Genomic DNA, 17,274 nt, shown 5'->3' on the forward strand with positions numbered 1-17,274 from the left:
GTCAGCATGTCTCTGCTCGAAGTGGACGACCTCTCCGTCACCTTCGCCCGGCGCGGTCAGCGCACCGTGCACGCCGTGGACGGGGTCTCCTTCTCGGTCGACGCCGGTGAGGTGGTCGGCCTGGTCGGCGAGTCCGGCTGCGGCAAGAGCGTCACCTCGCTGGCCATCATGGGTCTGCTGCCCAAGCAGCCCGGCCTGCGGGTCGGCGGCAAGGCGGTCTTCGACGGCACCGACCTGCTCCAGCTCGACGACCGCTCCCGGCGGGACATCCGCGGCCGGGACATCGCGATGATCTTCCAGGACCCGCTCAGCTCGCTGAACCCGGTCGTCCCGATCGGGTTGCAGGTGACCGAGGTGCTCGCCCGGCACCGCGGGATGAAGGGCGACGCGGCGGCCAAGGAGGCGGCGGCGCTGCTGGACCGGGTCGGCATCCCCGACCCGAAGCGGCGGCTGAAGGAGTACCCGCACCAGCTCTCCGGCGGGATGCGCCAGCGGGCGCTGATCGCCATGGCGGTGGCCTGCAAGCCCCGGCTGCTGATCGCCGACGAGCCGACCACCGCGCTGGACGTCACGATCCAGGCGCAGATCCTGGAACTGCTCAAGGAGCTGGTCCGGGACTCCGGCACCGCGCTGGTGATGATCACGCACGACCTGGGCGTGGTCGCCGGCATGTGCGACACCATCAACGTGCTCTACGCCGGCCGGGTGGTGGAGACGGCCCGCCGCCGTCCGCTGTTCCGCGAGCCGCGGCACCCGTACACGGTGGGTCTGCTCGGCTCGGTGCCCCGGCTGGACGCCGGGCGCGGCGAGCGGCTGAACCCGATCCCCGGCTCGGTCCGCGACGTGCTGCCCTGGCCGGACGGCTGCGCCTTCGCGCCGCGCTGCTCGCGGCGGATCGACGCCTGCGTCGGCGAGCCGCCGGAGCTGGTGCTCGCCCACGACGGCCGCAGCTACCGGTGCGTCAACCCGGCGCCGTTGCCCGGCGTCGAACCGGGCCAGGAGGTCCGCGGCGCGGTGCCCACGGAGGCCCAGCCCGGCTCCGTGCCGGCGCAGGCCGTCCCGAACGACCCGCCGGCGGTGCAGGGCTTCGGCCCCGCCCCGCGGGAGGAGGAGAAGCCGTGACCGACAGCGACATCCTCGTCGAGGTACGCGACCTGAAGGTGCACTTCCCGATCAAGCGGGGGGTGATCTTCGACCGGACGGTCGGCCACGTGAAGGCGGTCGACGGGGTCGACCTGCGCATCCCGCGCGGGAAGACGTACGGCCTGGTCGGCGAGTCCGGCTGCGGCAAGTCGACGCTCGGCCGGGCGCTGCTCCAGCTCACCCCGCCCACCCACGGCGAGGTCGCGTTCGACGGCGTGGAGCTGACCACGCTGCCGGCGGGCAAGCTGCGGTCGATGCGCCGGCGGATGCAGATGATCTTCCAGGACCCGATGTCCAGCCTGGACCCGCGGCAGAACGTCGAGTCGATCCTCACCGAGGGCCTGCAGACCCACGGGATCGGCGCCAACCGGGACGAGCGCCGCAAGATCATCAGCGAGACGCTGGACAAGGTCGGGCTGCCCCGCTGGGCGCTCTCCCGCTACCCGCACGAGTTCTCCGGCGGCCAGCGCCAGCGCATCGGCATCGCCCGGGCGCTGGTGCTCGGGCCCGAGCTGATCGTCGCCGACGAGCCGGTCTCCGCGCTGGACGTCTCGATCCAGGCCCAGGTGGTGAACCTGCTCGACGAACTCCAGGACAGCCTCGGCCTGACCTACCTGGTGATCGCGCACGACCTGGCGGTGGTGCGGCACATCTCCGACACGGTCGGCGTCATGTACCTGGGCGCGCTGGTCGAGGAGGCGCCGAGCGACCGGCTCTACACCGAGCCGCTGCACCCGTACACCCGGGCGCTGATGTCGGCGGTGCCGGTGCCGGACCCGGACGTGGAGGACCGGCGGGAGCGGATCCTGCTCGCCGGCGACCTGCCCTCGCCGGCCAACCCGCCGTCGGGCTGCCGGTTCCACACCCGGTGCCCGTGGGCGCAGCCGACCCGCTGTGCCGACGAGCGCCCGGCGCTGCGGGAGATCGGCGGCAGCCGGGTGGCCTGCCACTTCGCCGAGCAGATCGCCAGCGGGGAACTGCGCCCGCACAAGGTGGAGGTCCAGATCGTCCGCCCCGAGGACGAGGGCGAGGCACCGGGCGTGGTCTCCGCCCCCAGCGAGCCCGGTTCGTACGTCTGACACCCCGACCAGGGGTGGCTCGACCGCCCGGAGCGTCAGCCCTCCGGGCGGTTGAGCAGGGCGACAGCGATCGCGTGCACGGCGTCCAGGCCGGCCGGGTCGGCCAGCGGCGTCCGGCCGCCGGTCACCACGTACCACTCGTCGGCGTCCTTGTACTGCACCCGCAGCGTCACCTGGCCGTCGGCGTACTCGGTGCGCAGGGTCAGCTCGCCGGTGACCACGCCGACCTCGTCGGTCATCACCCCGCCCGGTCCGGGCACGACATCGGCCGTCCGCTGCTGGGCGGCGGTGCTCACCGCGTTCGCGTCGGCGGCCATGCCCGCGCCCGGCGCGGCCGCGGACGGCGTGTCCGGGCTGTCCGCGCTCATCCCGGCGCCCGGCACCGCCGGGGCGGTCGCGCCGTCGGCGGCCATGCCGGCCGTGGTCGCCTGGTCACCGGTCACGGGTTGCTCGCCCATGTGCAGTCCTCCAACATGTCGGTCAGGGCGGCCTTCTCGGCGCTGGTCACCGTGAGCCCCCAGTGGTGCTTGACCCGCACCCAGTCCGCGGCGTACTGGCACCAGTACGACCGGTTCGCCGGCTTCCACTGCGACGGGTCCTGGTCACCCTTTGCCCGGTTGGAGGTCGCGGAAACCGCTATCAGCTGCGGCCGGTCCAGGTCGTTGGCGAAGTCGCCGCGTTTCGCGTCGTCCCACTCGTCGGCTCCGGAGCGCCAGGCGTTGGCCAGCGGCACCATGTGGTCGATGTCCACGTCGGACGGATCGGTGAGGGCCCGGCCGTCGTACGCGCTCTCCCACCGGCCGCCGACCACGTTGCAGCCGGAGAGCTTGATGTCCTCGCCGTCCCGCTTGAGCACGTTGTCCCGCACGTCGCAGTTCTTGCCGGTGTCCCGCCAGTGCGGGAAGCGGTTGCGGCTGTAGCCCTTCATCGAGCCGGCGCCGGCCACCGTCAACTGGCCCAGCAGCTGCGCCGGGTTGCCACCGGCGGTCGGGGACGGGGTCTGGTCCGGCTCGTCGACGGGCACGCAGCCGGTCGCGCCGAGCGCCAGCGCCGCGGCGAGCACGGCCGTCACCCCGGCGCGCGGTCCTGATCTGGTACGCACAGACGACACCTCTCCAGCTTGCGGGCTTCCGGCGATCCCGCACAGTACCCGGACCGGGTTTCGGCGTTTCGTGGCGTCTGGAGAATGGCGCGAGGCAGATTGGTCGGATGACCGAAACCGCTCCCGCGCTCCGCCTCCGCACGGCGGCCGGCCGGGGCACCCTGCTCGCGGCGGTGCTCGCCTCCGGCATGGTCTTCCTCGACAGCACGGTGGTCAACGTGGCGCTGCCCCGGCTCGGCGCCGACCTCGACGCCACGGTGGCCGGTCTGCAGTGGACGGTCAACGGCTACCTGCTCACGCTCGCCGCGTTCGTGCTGCTCGGCGGGGCGCTGGGCGACCGGTTCGGGCGGCGGCGGGTCTTCCTGCTCGGGGTGGCCTGGTTCACCGTGGCGTCGGTGCTCTGCGGGCTGGCCCAGGAGACGGCGTGGTTGGTGGCGGCCCGGTTCCTCCAGGGTGCCGGGGGCGCCCTGCTCACTCCGGGCTCGCTGTCGGTGCTCCAGGCCAGCTTCCACCCCGACGACCGGGGCCGGGCGATCGGCGCCTGGTCCGGGCTCTCCGGCGTGTCGACAGCGCTCGGCCCGTTCGTCGGCGGCTGGCTGATCGACGCGCTCTCCTGGCGGTGGATCTTCTTCCTGAACGCGCCGGTGGCCGTGCTGGTGGTGCTGGCCGCGCTGCGCTGGGTGCCGGAGAGCCGGGACGAGGACGCCTCCCGCACCGAGGGCCCCGGCCGGCGGCGCCGGCGCTTCGACGTGCTGGGCGCGCTGCTCGGCGCGCTCGCCCTGGCCGGTGTCACGTACGCCCTGATCGACGCGCCGGGGCGCGGCCTGGACTCCCCGCCGGTGCTGGTCGCGGCGCTGCTCGGGGTCCTCGGCACGGTGGTGTTCGTGCTGGTCGAGCGGCGCCGCGGGGACACCGCCATGCTGCCCACCGGGCTGTTCGGCAGCCGGCTCTTCTCGGTGCTGAACGTCTTCACCGTGGTGGTCTACGCCGCGCTCGGCGGCTTCACCTTCTTCTTCTCGGTCTTCCTGCAGAACGTGGTCGAGTGGTCGGCGTTCCGCACCGGGATCGCGCTGCTGCCGATGACCCTGCTGCTGATGGCCGGCAGCGCCCGGGCCGGAGCGCTGTCCGCCCGGATCGGCCCGCGGCTGCCACTGCTGGTCGGGCCGCTGGTCGCCGCGGCCGGCCTGCTGCTGCTGCGCGGGGTCGGCCCGGGCGCGTCGTACTGGCGGGACGTGCTGCCCGGGGTGGTGCTCTTCGGGGCGGGGCTGACCCTGGTGGTGGCGCCACTGACCGCGTCGGTACTGGCCGCGGTGGCGGACCGGTTCGCCGGCGTGGCCAGCGGCTTCAACAACGCGGCCGCCCGCGCCGGCGGCCTGCTCGCGGTGGCCGCGCTGCCGCTGCTGGTCGGGCTCTCCGGCAGCGGCTACGAGCAGCGCGGCGAGCTGACCGGCGCGTACCGGGGCGCGCTGCTCTGGTGCGCCGGGCTGCTGGTGGCCGGCGCGGTGCTGGCCGGCGTGCTGATCCACCGGCCGCCCCGGTCGGCGCCGCCGGCCCAGCCCTGCCACACCCTGCCGGTGTCCACCCCGCCCGAGCGGCGGGACGGCACCCCGCAGCGGCGGCCCGGGGAGTGAAGCAGGTGTCCATGAAGCACGAGATCGCCCACATGCGGGCCCACGGCGGCGGCGTCATCGTCGACGTCGCCTCGAACCTCGGCGCCCACGCCCGTCGACCTGGTGCTCGACGGAGGGCTGCCGCCTAGTTCCGCCGCCGCCCGCGCGGGTCGGATCCCTGGCTTGCGTGGGCGGGGCCCTCGGCCGACCAGCCACGTCCACTTCCGCGTCCCCGGAGGCGGGCGTCGGACTCGGCGTCGCCGACGTCGGGGTGCCGGAAGGACTCCGACACCCCGACGCGGCGTGCCCCGAGGGGTTGCCGGGTCAGTCGCGGGCGCGGTTGACCGCGCTGGTGACCGCCTTGATCGACGCGGTGACGATGTTGGCGTCGGTGCCGACGCCCCAGACCGTCCGCCCGTCCACCTCGCACTCGACGTACGCGGCGGCCTGCGCGTCCCCACCGGAGGAGAGCGCGTGCTCGTGGTAGTCGAGCACCCGTACCGCCACGCCGACGGACTGGAGCGCGTTGACGTACGCGTCGATGGGGCCGTTGCCGACCGCGGTCAGCGACCGCCGCTCGCCGCCGAGACCCACCTGGGCCTCGATCTCGACCTTGCCGTCGGCGGTGCCGATGGTGTAGCCGGCCAGGGTGACCGCCGGGTCGCGCTGGTGGTCGACCAGGTAGTTCTCGGCGAAGATCTGCCACATCGCGCCCGGGTCCACCTCGCCGCCGGAGTGGTCGGTGACCTGCTGGACCACGCCGGAGAACTCGATCTGGAGCCGGCGCGGCAGGTCGAGCTGGTGCTCGGTCTTCATGATGTACGCGACCCCGCCCTTGCCGGACTGCGAGTTGACCCGGATGACCGCCTCGTAGGTGCGGCCCAGGTCCTTCGGGTCGATCGGCAGGTAGGGCACCGCCCACGGGTGCTGGTCGACCGGCACCCCGGCCGCCGCGGCGTCCGCGGCCAGGGCGTCGAAGCCCTTCTTGATCGCGTCCTGGTGCGAGCCGGAGAAGGCGGTGTAGACCAGGTCGCCCGCGTACGGGTGGCGCTCGTGCACCGGCAGTTGGTTGCAGTACTCGACGGCCCGCTTGATCTCGTCGATGTTGGAGAAGTCGATCATCGGGTCGATGCCCTGGGAGAACAGGTTCAGCCCCAGGGTGACCAGGTCGACGTTGCCGGTGCGCTCGCCGTTGCCGAACAGGCAGCCCTCGATCCGGTCGGCGCCGGCCAGCAGGCCCAGCTCGGCGGCGGCCACCCCGGTGCCCCGGTCGTTGTGCGGGTGCAGGCTCAGCACCAGGCTGTCCCGGCGCGGCAGGTGCCGGTGCATCCACTCGATCGAGTCGGCGTAGACGTTCGGCATCGCCATCTCGACCGTCGCCGGCAGGTTGATGATCAGCTTCCGGTCCGGGGTCGGGTCGATCACCTCGATGACCTTGCTGCACACCTCCAGCGCATACTCCAGCTCGGTGCCGGTGTACGACTCCGGCGAGTACTCGTAGTGGATGTCGGTGTCCGGGGTGTGGATCTCGGCGTACTTCTGGCACAGCCGGGCGCCGGTGGTGGCGATGTCGGTGATGCCGTCCCGGTCCAGACCGAAGACCACCCGGCGCTGGAGGGTGGAGGTCGAGTTGTAGAAGTGCACGATCGCCCGTTTCGCGCCGCGCAGCGACTCGAAGGTGCGGTCGATCAGGTGCTCCCGGCACTGGGTCAGCACCTGGATGGTCACGTCGTCCGGGATCAGGTCCTGCTCGATCAGCTGCCGGACGAAGTCGTAGTCGGTCTGGCTGGCCGAGGGGAAGCCGACCTCGATCTCCTTGTAGCCCATCTGCACCAGGAGCTGGAACATCCGGCGCTTGCGCTCCGGCGACATCGGGTCGATCAGTGCCTGGTTGCCGTCGCGCAGGTCCACCGCGCACCAGCGGGGCGCGGCCTCGACGTGCCGGGTGGGCCAGGTGCGGTCCGGCAGGTCGAGCCGGAACTGCTGCTGGTAGGGCAGGTAGCGCTGGAAGGGCATCCGGCTGGGGCGCTGCCGGGCGATCGGATCGGTTTCGGCGTCGGTGACGGGTTGAGCCATGACGGAGTGCTCCCCTTGGAACATGTGGCGTCAGCAATCGGAAGGTGTCGGCGAGGCGCCGGGCGACGGTGCCCGTGCGGTGCCGATGGGAGGTTCGGATGTGCTGGACGGCGCGGTTCGACTCCGCGACGAGGTGCCGGCCTTCAGGCCTCGTCGCGGCGACCAAGGAGGAGGTACGCCCGCCACATGACGGCGTAACCCTACGTGGCGGGACGGGGGCTGGGAAGGCAGGTCCGGATTATGGGACCAGGGTCACCGGGGTCACCGGGGTCTCCGGAGCCGTCGCGCCGAGCCGTGGCGTCCGTCCGGCCCAGGCCACCACCGGCACGATCGCCAGCCCGATCAGCGCGAAGACAGCGGCGGCCGGGTACCAGCCCCAGCCGCCGGTGGTCACCGCCAGCGCCGTGAGCCCCGCCGGAGCGATCAGGGACTGCACCCGCGTGCCGAACTGGAACGCCCCCACGTACGCGCCGCGCTGGGCGGCCGGTGGCAGCGTGGCGGTGAGCCCCCAGGCGCCCGCCGACTCGACCAGCTCGGCCACGATCAACAGCATCGCGGCGGCCACCAGCACCACCACGGTCAGCGTGCCGCGGGTCGCTCCGGAGAGCGGAAGGACCAGGCAGAACAGGGCGATCAGCAGGGCGCCCCGGCGGGACGCCCGGGCCGCGTCCGGCGAGGTGTCGGCACCCCGGCTGAGGCGTACCTGGAGCAGCACGACCAGGGCCGTGTTCAGCAACACCAGGCCGGCGATCAGCGTCTTCGGCGCGTCGGTGTGGGTGAGGATCCACAGCGGCATGACCATCAGGTAGAGCGTCTGGTGCGCGGTGAGCAGCCCGGAGAGCAGGGACACCGTCATGAACGGGCGGTCCCGCAACACGGCGAGCCGGCTCATCGGCTGCGCCGGCCGGGCCACCTCGGGCAGCCGGGGGAGCCGCCGCACGAAGACCGCCGTCACCAGGAGCACCACCGCGATGAACCAGACCATCCCCCGGTACGCCGCGATCGTGTCCGCCGCCAGCACCAGGCCGCTGATCGCCGCGCCCAACCCGAAGCCGACGTTCAGCGACGACCGCTGGTACGCCATGGCGGTGACCCGCTCCGCCGGGGGCAGCGCGTTGATCGAGTAGACCTGTCGGGCCACGCCGGTCGCCGCGTCCACGGCAGCCAGCGCCACCACCACCGCGAGGAACCCGGCGAACCCGCCCACGAACGGGTACGACGCGAAGAGCGCCGCCTCCAGCACCATCCCGGCGATCCAGATCCGCCGCGGTCCGTACCGGTCGGTGAGCCCGCCCAGCGGCACCGTGCCCAGCAGCGACACGCCTGCGGCGATCGACAGGCCCAACCCCACCTGGGCGGCGCTGAGCCCGAGTGCCTGCGTGAAGAAGACCGCGCTGCCGGCCTGGAAGAGGCCGTGACCCACGTTGTACACCAGGGCCTGCGCGGCCAGGGCACGGGTCAACCCGGCAGGTGGTACGACGTGCTGGACGGCGGTGCGAATGCTTGCTCTGACGCTCATGGCGGTGAGCCAAGCGGTTTCTCATGCTCCGGTCGAAGCTTTTAGGCTGAGCCGAATCCTGCCTCTGGAGGGGCCGTGTCCGAGTTGCGGTTCAGCCTGGCCGATGTCGCCGGCGTGCGGTTCGCCGTCTCGCCGGCCAACGAGACGGTCATGAGCATGTGGGCGCTGAACGATCCGATCCGCTACAGCTTGCACCTGCCCTGGATCGACCGGGCTCGGGCGGCGCTGCGCCGCCCGGAGGTGGCCGACCGGGTCCGCCCGCTGGTGGAGCTGGCCGGGCCACGTCGCTGGCTGCCCGATTTCCTCACCCCGGCGGCCCAGCTGAGCACCGAGCTGGCCGACCAGCTCGACCAGATCGCCGCCACGCCGCCGGACGTCGTGGTCCGGGACCTGCTGTCGACCGCGTCGCGCCGGCCGCCGGGCCCGTTCGGGCAGGCGTTGCTCGCCGATCCTCGCGGGCTGTTGCCGCAGCTCGTCGAGGCGGTGCGGGTCTGGTACGACGAGGCGATCGCCCCGGACTGGCCGCGGATGCGGGCGCTGCTCGACGCCGACGTGGCGTACCGCGCCGCCCAGCTCGCCGAGGGCGGTGCCGGGCGGCTGTTCGAGCAGATCCACCCGAGCCTGCGCTGGCTCGGCGACCGGGTGGTCAGTGACGACCCGTTCGAGCGCGACTTCGACCTCCGTGGACGGGGGCTGGCGCTCAACCCCGGGATCTTCACCGATCGACGGGTGCTGTGGACCCTGCTGGAGGAGTCGTTGCCCGTCGGCGTGTACCCGGTCCGGGCGGTCGGGACGCTCTGGGAGCGGGTCTCGACCCCGCCCGGCGACCCGTTGGCTCGGGTGGTCGGCGCCGGCCGGGCCGCGTTGCTGCACCTGCTCGACACGGCGACGACGACCACCGACCTGGCCCGGCGGACCGGGATGTCGGCCGGGAACGTCTCCCAGCACCTCTTCGCACTACATGCCGCCGGGTTGGTCGCCCGGTCCCGATCGGGGCGGCACGTGCTCTACCGCAACACGAAGGCCGGCGCTGCCCTGCTCCGGGCCGCTCGCGGCACCTGAGCCGACCGCGTCCGCTCAGCGGAGCAGTAGAGCGGGCATCGGCCGGCGGCGCCGCAGTGCGGTCTCCCGGACGTAGAGGTCCGGCGGGAGGACGGCCGGGTCGCCGAGGCGGCCGACGGCGGCGACCACCAGCGGGCGGATGTCGCCGGGCAGCTCCAGCTCGGCCGCGAGGCGGGGCCGGTCCAGGCGCCTGAGCTGGCGTACGTGCAGGCCGAGCGCGGTGGCCTGCACGGTGACGTGGGCGACGGCCTGTCCCAGGTCGTACGCGGTCTGCTCGGGGTCGCTGCCGGCGTGCGCGCCGAGCAGCAGGGCGGCGGCGTGCCGGGCCCAGCCCTGGTCGTCGTCGGGCAGCCCGACCAGGATCCGCTTCCAGGTCTCGTCCTGCCGGTGGCCGAGCGCGAACCGCCACGGCTGGGCGTTGTCCGCCGACGGTGCCCAGCGGGCCGCCTCCAGCAGCGAGGACGCCTCAGCCGGGGTCAGCTCCGCGGTCGGGTCGAACGAGCGGGGACTCCAGCGGATCGCGAGCAGCGGGGTGAGGTCGGCCATGGGACAGAGCGTCCCCTATGGGCGTTTCGCCCGCCGAGGCCGGGGTGCTCAAATGTGGGCAATCGCACCCGTAACGGGATGCGGGGTCAGGGCGTTCCCGCGCTCGGGCTGCCGGTCGGCTCGGGCGGTGGCGGCGCGGCGGTGCCGAGCGGCTCGGCGTCCACCACCGGCCCGGCCAGCTGCACGGTGGCCGGCGCGGGGGCGGGCGCCCCGGCCAGGACGAGGGTCCCGGACTCCGTCCGCACGGCGGTGGGGGTGCCGTCCTGGTCGTAGCAGTAGATGCCGACGTCCAGCGGCGGGTTGATCGAGGCCGAGGTGCTCTCCACCGCGTAACAGGAGCCGGTGGCGCCGGGCGGCGGGGTGGCCGGGGAGACCGCCAGCGGGGCGCGCCGGTCGGTGAGTACGGCCAGCCAGTCGGTGAACGGGTGCTGCACCCGCGGGTCCAGCCGGCGGGGCAGCCCGTCGTCCGGGTCGCCGAGACGTACGCAGCTCGGCGGCTCGGGCCGGCTGGCCGACGGCAGGGCGCACTGGAAGAGCCCGTCGGCGGTGGCGGCGATCGACACGTCGGCGGTGCCGCCGAGCGCCCCGCCCGGCACGTCCACCCGCCAGGTGCCGTCGTTCGCGCTGGTCACCACGATCGTGCGGTCCGGGGCGTCCGGCGCGCGCAGGGTGTAGCTGGCGACCAGGTGCCGGTCCTGGGCCGCGGCGGCCAGCGCGGCCAGCTCGTCCCGGGCCGCGTCCCGCTCGGCGGGGGCGGGGGCGCTGGACGGGGTGGGCGGCGGGGCGGCCGGCTGGTCGGCGGTGCAGGCGGCGAGGACGGCCGGCAGGGCCAGGGCGAGCGGGCCGGCCAGGCGTCGGGCCGGGCGGAGGTGGGCGTGCACCCGGCCATTCTGGGCCGCCCGGCGGCGCCGTGGGGACCCGTGTGGCGGTGCCGCGCCCGGCGTGTCGCGCGCCACGTCACGGGGTGTCCGCCGGCCGGATCGTGGGATCACCTGACCCGGCGGCGCGGGCCGCCCGATACGCTGAGGGCGTTTGACACGCGCCGCCGGCCCCGGTGCCGGCGGCGTCGGCACGCTCAGGGTCACTGGAGGGAGCGCACCGTCGTGGCACTCGTGGTGCAGAAGTACGGCGGGTCCTCCGTCGCCAACGCCGAGCGGATCAAGCGGGTGGCCGAGCGCATCGTCGCGGCCCGCAAGGCCGGCGACGACGTGGTGGTGGTGGTCTCCGCCATGGGCGACACCACCGACGAGCTGCTCGACCTGGCCAACCAGGTCAGCCCGCTGCCCCCGGGCCGCGAGCTGGACATGCTGCTCACCGCCGGCGAGCGCATCTCGATGGCGCTGCTCGCCATGGCGATCCACAACCTGGGCTACGAGGCCCGCTCGTTCACCGGTTCGCAGGCCGGCGTGATCACCACCTCGGTGCACGGCCGGGCCCGGATCATCGACGTCACCCCCGGTCGGCTCAAGGGCGCGATCGACGAGGGCGCGGTGGTCATCGTGGCCGGCTTCCAGGGCGTCTCGCAGGACACCAAGGACGTCACCACACTCGGCCGGGGCGGTTCGGACACCACCGCCGTGGCGCTCGCCGCCGCGCTGAACGCGGACGTCTGCGAGATCTACACCGACGTCGACGGCGTGTTCAGCGCCGACCCGCGGATCGTCCCGAACGCCCGGCACATCAAGCAGATCACCTACGAGGAGATGCTCGAACTCGCCGCCTGCGGCGCGAAGGTGCTGCACCTGCGTAGCGTGGAGTACGCCCGCCGGGCGGGGTTGCCGATCCACGTCCGTTCGTCATACTCGACCAACACCGGCACGATGGTCACCGGATCGATGGAGGACCTTCCTGTGGAGCAAGCACTGATCACCGGGGTCGCCCACGACCGCAGCGAAGCCAAGATCACCATCGTGGGGGTGCCGGACGAGCCGGGCGCCGCCGCGCGGATCTTCGACACGGTGGCCGGCGCCGAGATCAACATTGACATGATCGTGCAGAACGTCTCCACCGAGGGCACCGGGCGCACCGACATCTCCTTCACCCTGCCCAAGACCGACGGCCCTACCGCGATGGCCGCGCTCAGCAAGATCCAGGAGCCGGTCAAGTTCAAGGGCCTGCTCTACGACGACCACGTGGGCAAGGTGTCGCTGATCGGCGCCGGCATGCGGTCGCACCCGGGCGTGGCGGCGGGCTTCTTCGCCGCCCTCGGCCAGGCCGGCGTGAACATCGAGATGATCTCCACCTCCGAGATCCGGGTCTCCGTGGTCTGCCGCGACACCGACCTCGACGCCGCCGTGCGCGCCATCCACGACGCCTTCGACCTGGGCGGCGACACCGAAGCCGTGGTCTACGCGGGGACGGGACGGTAGCGCCCGTGGCGCCGCTGCCCACCCTCGCCGTGGTCGGCGCGACCGGGGCCGTCGGCACGGTGATGTGCGAACTGCTCACCGGGCGCAAGAACGTCTGGGGCGAGATCCGGCTGCTCGCGTCCGAACGCTCCGCCGGCAAGGTCGTCCGCTGCCGCGGCGAGGACCTCACCGTCCAGGCGGTCACCCCGGAGGCGTTCGACGGGGTCGACGTGGCGATGTTCGACGTGCCGGACGACGTCTCGGCGCACTGGGCCCCGATCGCGGTGAGCCGCGGCGCGGTCGCGGTGGACAACTCCGGTGCCTTCCGGATGGACCGCGACGTCCCGCTGGTGGTCCCCGAGATCAACCCCGAGCAGGTGCGCAACCGGCCGAAGGGGATCATCGCCAACGCCAACTGCACCACCCTGACGATGATCGTCGCGGTCGCCCCGCTGCACCGCGAGTACGGCCTGCGCGAACTGGTGCTCGCCTCGTACCAGGCGGTCTCCGGCGCCGGTCAGGCCGGCGTGGACACGCTGCACGCCCAGCTCGGCAAGATCGCCGGCGACCGGGGGCTCGGCTCCCGCCCCGGCGACGTACGCCAGGCCGTCGGCGACGAACTCGGCCCGTTCCCGGCGCCGCTGGCACTGAACGTGGTGCCCTGGGCCGGCTCGCCGGCCGACGCCGGTTGGTCGTCCGAGGAGCTGAAGCTGCGCAACGAGTCGCGCAAGATCCTCGGGCTGCCCGACCTCAAGGTCTCGGCCACCTGCGTCCGGGTGCCGGTGGTGACCGGCCACTCGGTGGCGGTGCACGCGGTCTTCGCCACCGAGGTCGACGCCGAGGGCGCCCGCGAGGTGCTGCGCAACGCACCTGGCGTGATCCTGGTCGACGACCCGGCTTCCGGCGAGTTCCCGATGCCGATCGACGCGGTGGGCACCGACCCGTCCTGGGTCGGCCGCATCCGCCGCGCCGTCGACGACCCCCGCGCCCTGGACTTCTTCGTCACCGGCGACAACCTCCGCAAGGGCGCTGCCCTCAACACCGCCCAGATCGCCGAACTCCTCGCCACCGAACTCACCCGCTGACCTCACCGCGGACCCGCCCGCGCCCGCCCCGCTCTCCCCCGTTTCCTGCCCGCGATCTTGCACTTTCCGCCCCGGCGAAAGGGGCGAAGGGTGCATATCGAGGGCACAAACTGCAAGATCGCCGGGGTGGGGTGGGGTCAGGCGGCGGCGAGGTGGACGCCGTCGCGGCCGTGGCGTTTGACGGCGTAGAGGGCCTGGTCGGCGCGGCGGAGGGTGAGTTCCGGGGACTCGCCGGGGCGGGGCAGGGCGACGCCGATGCTGATCGTCCGCCCGGTACGCCGGGCCGCCTCGGTGAGCCGCTCGGCGATCCGCACCGCCTCCTCGGGCCGGTTCACCTCGATCACCGCGACGAACTCGTCGCCGCCGATCCGGTACAGCTCGTCGCCCTGCCGCAGCGCCCCCTCCAGCGCCCGGGCCAGGCCGACCAGCACCCGGTCACCCGCCTGGTGCCCGTACGTGTCGTTGACCGTCTTGAAGCCGTCCACGTCGATGGCCAGCAGCGCGGTCCGCCCCGGCGTGGCCGCCGCGATCCGCTGGCCGAACGGCCCGGTGTGCCGCAACCCGGTGAGCGGGTCGGAGCTGGCCTGCTCGCGCAGCCGGGCCAGGGTGCGCAGCCGGTCCAGGCAGCTCCACGCCTGCCCGGCGAGCAGTTCCACCAGGTTCACCGTGGTCGGGTCGGGGCGGCGCAGCCGCTCGTCGGCGACCAGCAGCGCGCCGCCCTCGCCGGGCGGGCCGACCGGCACCACGATCAGGGTGCGTACGCCCGCCCGGACCAGGGGTTCGTGGTCGGCGACCGGCGGGTGGCCCGGCTCGCCCAGGGTGTAGCCGGCGCCGTAGCGGTGGGCGCGGCCGACCATCCGGCCCAGCGCCGCCGGTCCGGCCTCGGCCAGTTCGGCCCGGATCCGCGCCTCCAACTCGCCCGGGCTGCCGGGCGGCGGGTCGAGTCGGTGCCCCGCGGGACCGGGCAGCACCAGCACCGCGGCGGGCAGGGACGACACGTCCCGGGCCGCGGTGACGGCGGCGCTCAGCACGTCCCACTCGGTCGGTGCCGAGGTCAGCGCGGCGGCGTGCCGGAGCAGCTTCTCGCTGCGGCTCTCCGCCGGCGGCCCGCCGAGCGCCACGATCCGGGCGCCGAGCCGGGCGGCCAGCCGCTCGGCGGTCTCCCGCCACGGAGCGAGGTCCACCGGGTCGCACCACTGGAGGTCGAGCACGCCGATCGGGCGGCCCGCCGGGTCCAGCACCGGTACGCACACCTCGGCCGTGACGTCGGGGCGTACCGGAAGGTAGTCGGGGTCCGCGGTGACGTCCGGGACGACGGCGGTCACGCCGGAGTCGTACACCCGGCCGACGATCCCGGTCCCCGGCGGGACGGTCGAGAAGACCTGCCAGGAGCCGGTGGCCGCCACGCAGCGGAGCCGGTCGTGCACCTGCAACAGCACCGAGATGGTGGCCGGCGCGTAGCGGGCCAGCGCGGTGACGGTCCACTGGCACGCCTCGGCGGCGGTCGACGCCATGGGAAGGCGGACCGTGACGTCACGGATGACTCGCTGGTGATCCATTCGCACGTCGTTCCAGGTAGGGGTGCGCGGCGCGGAGCCGGGAGGGCGCGATCAAGGGTACTCAGCGCGCCGCCGATCCGCCCTTGCTGAGCTGGGCGGACGGCTTCGTACACATGTGCTATCCACAGGCTGTGGACGCCGGCTGTGGGCCGGTGGCCCGCGCGGCGCGGGCCGCGACGATAGCGTGGGGGTACCGGTCGAGTGGAGGCACGATGCTCATCGCCCAGCTCAGTGATCCGCACCTGACCACCGGTGTGCTCGGTGCCGAGCCGGCCGCCGGGCTGCACCGCGCGCTCGGCCGGGTGCTGGCGCTGCGCCCCCGGCCGGACTGCGTGGTGATCACCGGAGACCTCGTCGACCACGGCCGCACCGACGAGTACGTCACCCTGCGCGAGGTGATCGGGCGCTTCCCACTGCCGGTGCACCTGGTCGCCGGCAACCACGACGACCGGGAGTCGCTGCTCGACACCTTCGGTGGCACGCCCCTGCTGGGCGGCGGCTTCTCCGCCTACTACCACGTCGACCACCCCGACGTGACAATGGTGGTGCTGGACTCGCTGGTGCCGGGATCGGGCGGCGGGCGGCTGGGCGAGGAGCAACTCGGTTGGCTGGAGGGGGTGCTCGCCGGCCGGACCGACGTGCCCGCCCTGGTCTGCCTGCACCACCCGCCGATCGACGTCGGCCTGCCCGCCGCCGACGCGGTCCGGCTCGCGGACGGCGACGCCCTCGCCGAGGTGATCAGCCGGCACCCGCACGTGGTCCGGGTGCTCGCCGGCCACCTGCACCGGCCGGTCACGGCCGCCTTCGCGGGCACCGTGCTGACCACCGCGCCCAGCACCTGGCGGCAGGCGTCGCTCACCATGAGCCCGGACGAGCCGATCGGCTGGGTTGCCGAGCCGACCGGTTTCCTGCTGCACCGGGTGGTCGACGGCGGCTGCGTGACGCACACCGTCGAGGTCAGCCACGCCGCCGGCCTGACCTGCACCTACTGACGCTCCGGTGCGTGCCGGAGTACGCCGTGATCGCCCGCTGGTGCCGGTGACCGGCTCAGACCCAGCCGCCGACGCCGCCGCTGCCGCTGCCCGCGCTGCCCTCGGTCGGGTTGCGGTGCTCGTCGAGCCGCTTCCGGGCGGCCGCCGACTCCCGCAGGTCACGGACCTGCCCCTCGTCCGGTCGCCGGCCGCGGGCCCGCGCCCAGGTCAGCACCGCCACGGCCACCAGCACGACCAGCAGGAGAACGATGAACCAGCGCATCGGGGTGCCCCCTCTCCGCCGGGCATGGCCCGGCGTCCCGGGCCCAGCATCATGACCCGGGCGGGCAAGGACACGGCCGGCTCGGGGGCGCCGGACACCTCACCGGCGGCCTCCCCGGAGTGCGACGAGGCGGCCCGCGCTGCCGAGCTGGTCTGGTACGTCGCGTACGGGTCGAACATGCACGCCGCCCGGCTGCGGTGGTACCTGACCGGCGGCTGCCCGCCGGGCGGTCGGCGGACCTATCCGGGCTGCCGGAATCCCCGGCCGCCCAGGCGTACGGTGCCGGTGTCGCTGCCCGGTGGCATCTACTTCGCCGGCGAGTCCGGGGCGTGGACCGGCGGCATGGCCTTCTACGACCCGGAGTTGCCCGGCACCGCCGCGGCCCGGGCGTACCTGCTCGACGTCGGGCAGTTCGCCGACGTGGCCGCGCAGGAGATGTACCGGGCGCCGGGGTCCGATCCGGAGCTGATCCGGGCGGCGGTGGACACCGGACGGGCCGCCCTCGGCCCGGGGCGCTACGAGACGCTGCTCTGCCCGGGCCGGCTCGACGGGTTCCCGTTGCTCACCTTCACCGCGCCGCATCGCGCCGCCGACGTCGAGTGGCGCGCCCCGGCCGCCGTCTACCTCGGCATGATCGCCAGCGGCCTGCGCGAGGCGCACGGCTGGGACGCCGACCGGATCGCCGACTACCTGGCGACCCGGCCCGGCGTCGCCGGCACCTGGGACCCGGCGGCGGTCGCCGCCCTGGTCGCGGAACGGCTGCCAGCGCCCGGGTAGCCGGATCGCCCGGAGTGCCCGGCCCGGGACGGATCGGCGTGCCGAGGCGGTCCGGTCGGGCCGGCCCGGCCAGCGGTGGCCGCCGGTGGCGGTGGGCCCGGCGGGCCGGGGCCC

16 protein-coding genes are annotated in these 17,274 nt (G+C 74.0%); 8 read left to right on the forward strand and 8 right to left on the reverse strand.

From position 1 onward, the window contains the following. The first annotated feature begins 6 nt into the window (after positions 1-6). Both SM577_RS03255 and SM577_RS03260 read left to right on the forward strand, forming a co-directional pair. Positions 7-1,122 carry an ABC transporter ATP-binding protein gene (locus tag SM577_RS03255; RefSeq protein ID WP_302920557.1) on the forward strand — a complete coding sequence of 372 codons (1,116 nt, stop codon included), beginning with the start codon at positions 7-9 and terminating at the stop codon, positions 1,120-1,122. Continuing rightward, a complete protein-coding gene (locus SM577_RS03260; protein WP_302920558.1) occupies positions 1,119-2,222 on the forward strand; it encodes an ABC transporter ATP-binding protein in 1,104 nt (367 codons plus the stop codon). Before SM577_RS03255 ends, SM577_RS03260 begins: the two co-directional genes overlap by 4 nt. 35 nt (positions 2,223-2,257) lie before the next feature. Here the strand turns inward: SM577_RS03260 and SM577_RS03265 are convergent, their stop codons facing one another. Beyond that, positions 2,258-2,680 (reverse strand): hypothetical protein, encoded by a 423-nt coding sequence (locus SM577_RS03265; RefSeq protein WP_302920559.1) that lies wholly within the window; start codon positions 2,678-2,680, stop codon positions 2,258-2,260. Continuing rightward, on the reverse strand, positions 2,662-3,324 hold the full coding sequence (locus SM577_RS03270) for an HNH endonuclease family protein (RefSeq protein ID WP_474580789.1): 663 nt from the start codon (positions 3,322-3,324) through the stop codon (positions 2,662-2,664). Before SM577_RS03270 ends, SM577_RS03265 begins: the two co-directional genes overlap by 19 nt. Positions 3,325-3,431: 107 nt before the next feature. Between SM577_RS03270 and SM577_RS03275 the strand changes: the two genes are divergently transcribed. Further along, positions 3,432-4,955 (forward strand): MFS transporter, encoded by a 1,524-nt coding sequence (locus SM577_RS03275; protein WP_302920560.1) that lies wholly within the window; start codon positions 3,432-3,434, stop codon positions 4,953-4,955. 303 nt (positions 4,956-5,258) lie between these two features. Here the strand turns inward: SM577_RS03275 and leuA are convergent, their stop codons facing one another. Both leuA and SM577_RS03285 read right to left on the reverse strand, forming a co-directional pair. Then, entirely contained in the window at positions 5,259-7,010 is a 1,752-nt protein-coding gene (gene leuA / locus SM577_RS03280; RefSeq protein ID WP_474580790.1) for a 2-isopropylmalate synthase, read from the reverse strand. 238 nt (positions 7,011-7,248) lie between these two features. After that, positions 7,249-8,529, reverse strand: a complete 1,281-nt coding sequence (locus SM577_RS03285; protein WP_474586256.1) for an MFS transporter — start codon at positions 8,527-8,529, stop codon at positions 7,249-7,251. 75 nt (positions 8,530-8,604) lie between these two features. On the opposite strand from SM577_RS03285, the gene SM577_RS03290 reads away from it, so the two are divergent. After that, positions 8,605-9,591 (forward strand): ArsR/SmtB family transcription factor, encoded by a 987-nt coding sequence (locus SM577_RS03290; RefSeq protein ID WP_474586257.1) that lies wholly within the window; start codon positions 8,605-8,607, stop codon positions 9,589-9,591. 15 nt (positions 9,592-9,606) lie between these two features. Here the strand turns inward: SM577_RS03290 and SM577_RS03295 are convergent, their stop codons facing one another. Continuing rightward, the gene (locus SM577_RS03295; RefSeq protein WP_302920564.1) at positions 9,607-10,137 is read right to left on the reverse strand and encodes a nitroreductase family protein; all 531 of its coding nucleotides are present in this window, start codon (positions 10,135-10,137) and stop codon (positions 9,607-9,609) included. An 86-nt stretch (positions 10,138-10,223) separates the two neighbouring features. Beyond that, a complete protein-coding gene (locus tag SM577_RS03300) occupies positions 10,224-11,018 on the reverse strand; it encodes a hypothetical protein (protein ID WP_302920565.1) in 795 nt (264 codons plus the stop codon). A 222-nt stretch (positions 11,019-11,240) separates the two neighbouring features. On the opposite strand from SM577_RS03300, the gene SM577_RS03305 reads away from it, so the two are divergent. After that, the gene (locus SM577_RS03305) at positions 11,241-12,506 is read left to right on the forward strand and encodes an aspartate kinase (protein ID WP_302920566.1); all 1,266 of its coding nucleotides are present in this window, start codon (positions 11,241-11,243) and stop codon (positions 12,504-12,506) included. Positions 12,507-12,511: 5 nt separating this feature from the next. Further along, positions 12,512-13,570: an aspartate-semialdehyde dehydrogenase gene (locus SM577_RS03310; protein ID WP_302920567.1), complete on the forward strand. Its 1,059-nt coding sequence runs from the start codon at positions 12,512-12,514 to the stop codon at positions 13,568-13,570. Between the two features lie 137 nt (positions 13,571-13,707). Here the strand turns inward: SM577_RS03310 and SM577_RS03315 are convergent, their stop codons facing one another. Next, positions 13,708-15,129 carry a sensor domain-containing diguanylate cyclase gene (locus tag SM577_RS03315; protein ID WP_474580793.1) on the reverse strand — a complete coding sequence of 474 codons (1,422 nt, stop codon included), beginning with the start codon at positions 15,127-15,129 and terminating at the stop codon, positions 13,708-13,710. Between the two features lie 212 nt (positions 15,130-15,341). Here SM577_RS03315 and SM577_RS03320 point away from each other — a divergent pair, with 212 nt between their 5' ends. After that, a complete protein-coding gene (locus tag SM577_RS03320) occupies positions 15,342-16,121 on the forward strand; it encodes a phosphodiesterase (RefSeq protein ID WP_302920569.1) in 780 nt (259 codons plus the stop codon). A gap of 55 nt (positions 16,122-16,176) precedes the next feature. Here the strand turns inward: SM577_RS03320 and SM577_RS03325 are convergent, their stop codons facing one another. Continuing rightward, positions 16,177-16,383 (reverse strand): hypothetical protein, encoded by a 207-nt coding sequence (locus SM577_RS03325; protein ID WP_474586258.1) that lies wholly within the window; start codon positions 16,381-16,383, stop codon positions 16,177-16,179. Between the two features lie 24 nt (positions 16,384-16,407). Here SM577_RS03325 and SM577_RS03330 point away from each other — a divergent pair, with 24 nt between their 5' ends. After that, positions 16,408-17,160 (forward strand): histone deacetylase, encoded by a 753-nt coding sequence (locus tag SM577_RS03330; protein ID WP_474586259.1) that lies wholly within the window; start codon positions 16,408-16,410, stop codon positions 17,158-17,160. The last annotated feature ends 114 nt before the right edge of the window (positions 17,161-17,274 follow it).

The organism is Micromonospora desertarenae (assembly GCF_056150265.1).

Excerpts from the sequence above, each read along its gene's own strand:
- leuA (WP_474580790.1), bottom strand. The coding sequence starts at position 7,010 with ATGGCTCAACCCGTCACCGACGCCGAAACCGATCCGATCGCCCGGCAG.
- SM577_RS03315 (WP_474580793.1), bottom strand. The coding sequence starts at position 15,129 with ATGGATCACCAGCGAGTCATCCGTGACGTCACGGTCCGCCTTCCCATG.
- SM577_RS03265 (WP_302920559.1), bottom strand. The coding sequence starts at position 2,680 with ATGGGCGAGCAACCCGTGACCGGTGACCAGGCGACCACGGCCGGCATG.
- SM577_RS03255 (WP_302920557.1), top strand. The coding sequence starts at position 7 with ATGTCTCTGCTCGAAGTGGACGACCTCTCCGTCACCTTCGCCCGGCGC.
- SM577_RS03295 (WP_302920564.1), bottom strand. The coding sequence starts at position 10,137 with ATGGCCGACCTCACCCCGCTGCTCGCGATCCGCTGGAGTCCCCGCTCG.
- SM577_RS03285 (WP_474586256.1), bottom strand. The coding sequence starts at position 8,529 with ATGAGCGTCAGAGCAAGCATTCGCACCGCCGTCCAGCACGTCGTACCA.
- SM577_RS03325 (WP_474586258.1), bottom strand. The coding sequence starts at position 16,383 with ATGCGCTGGTTCATCGTTCTCCTGCTGGTCGTGCTGGTGGCCGTGGCG.
- SM577_RS03330 (WP_474586259.1), top strand. The coding sequence starts at position 16,408 with ATGGCCCGGCGTCCCGGGCCCAGCATCATGACCCGGGCGGGCAAGGAC.
- SM577_RS03275 (WP_302920560.1), top strand. The coding sequence starts at position 3,432 with ATGACCGAAACCGCTCCCGCGCTCCGCCTCCGCACGGCGGCCGGCCGG.
- SM577_RS03320 (WP_302920569.1), top strand. The coding sequence starts at position 15,342 with ATGCTCATCGCCCAGCTCAGTGATCCGCACCTGACCACCGGTGTGCTC.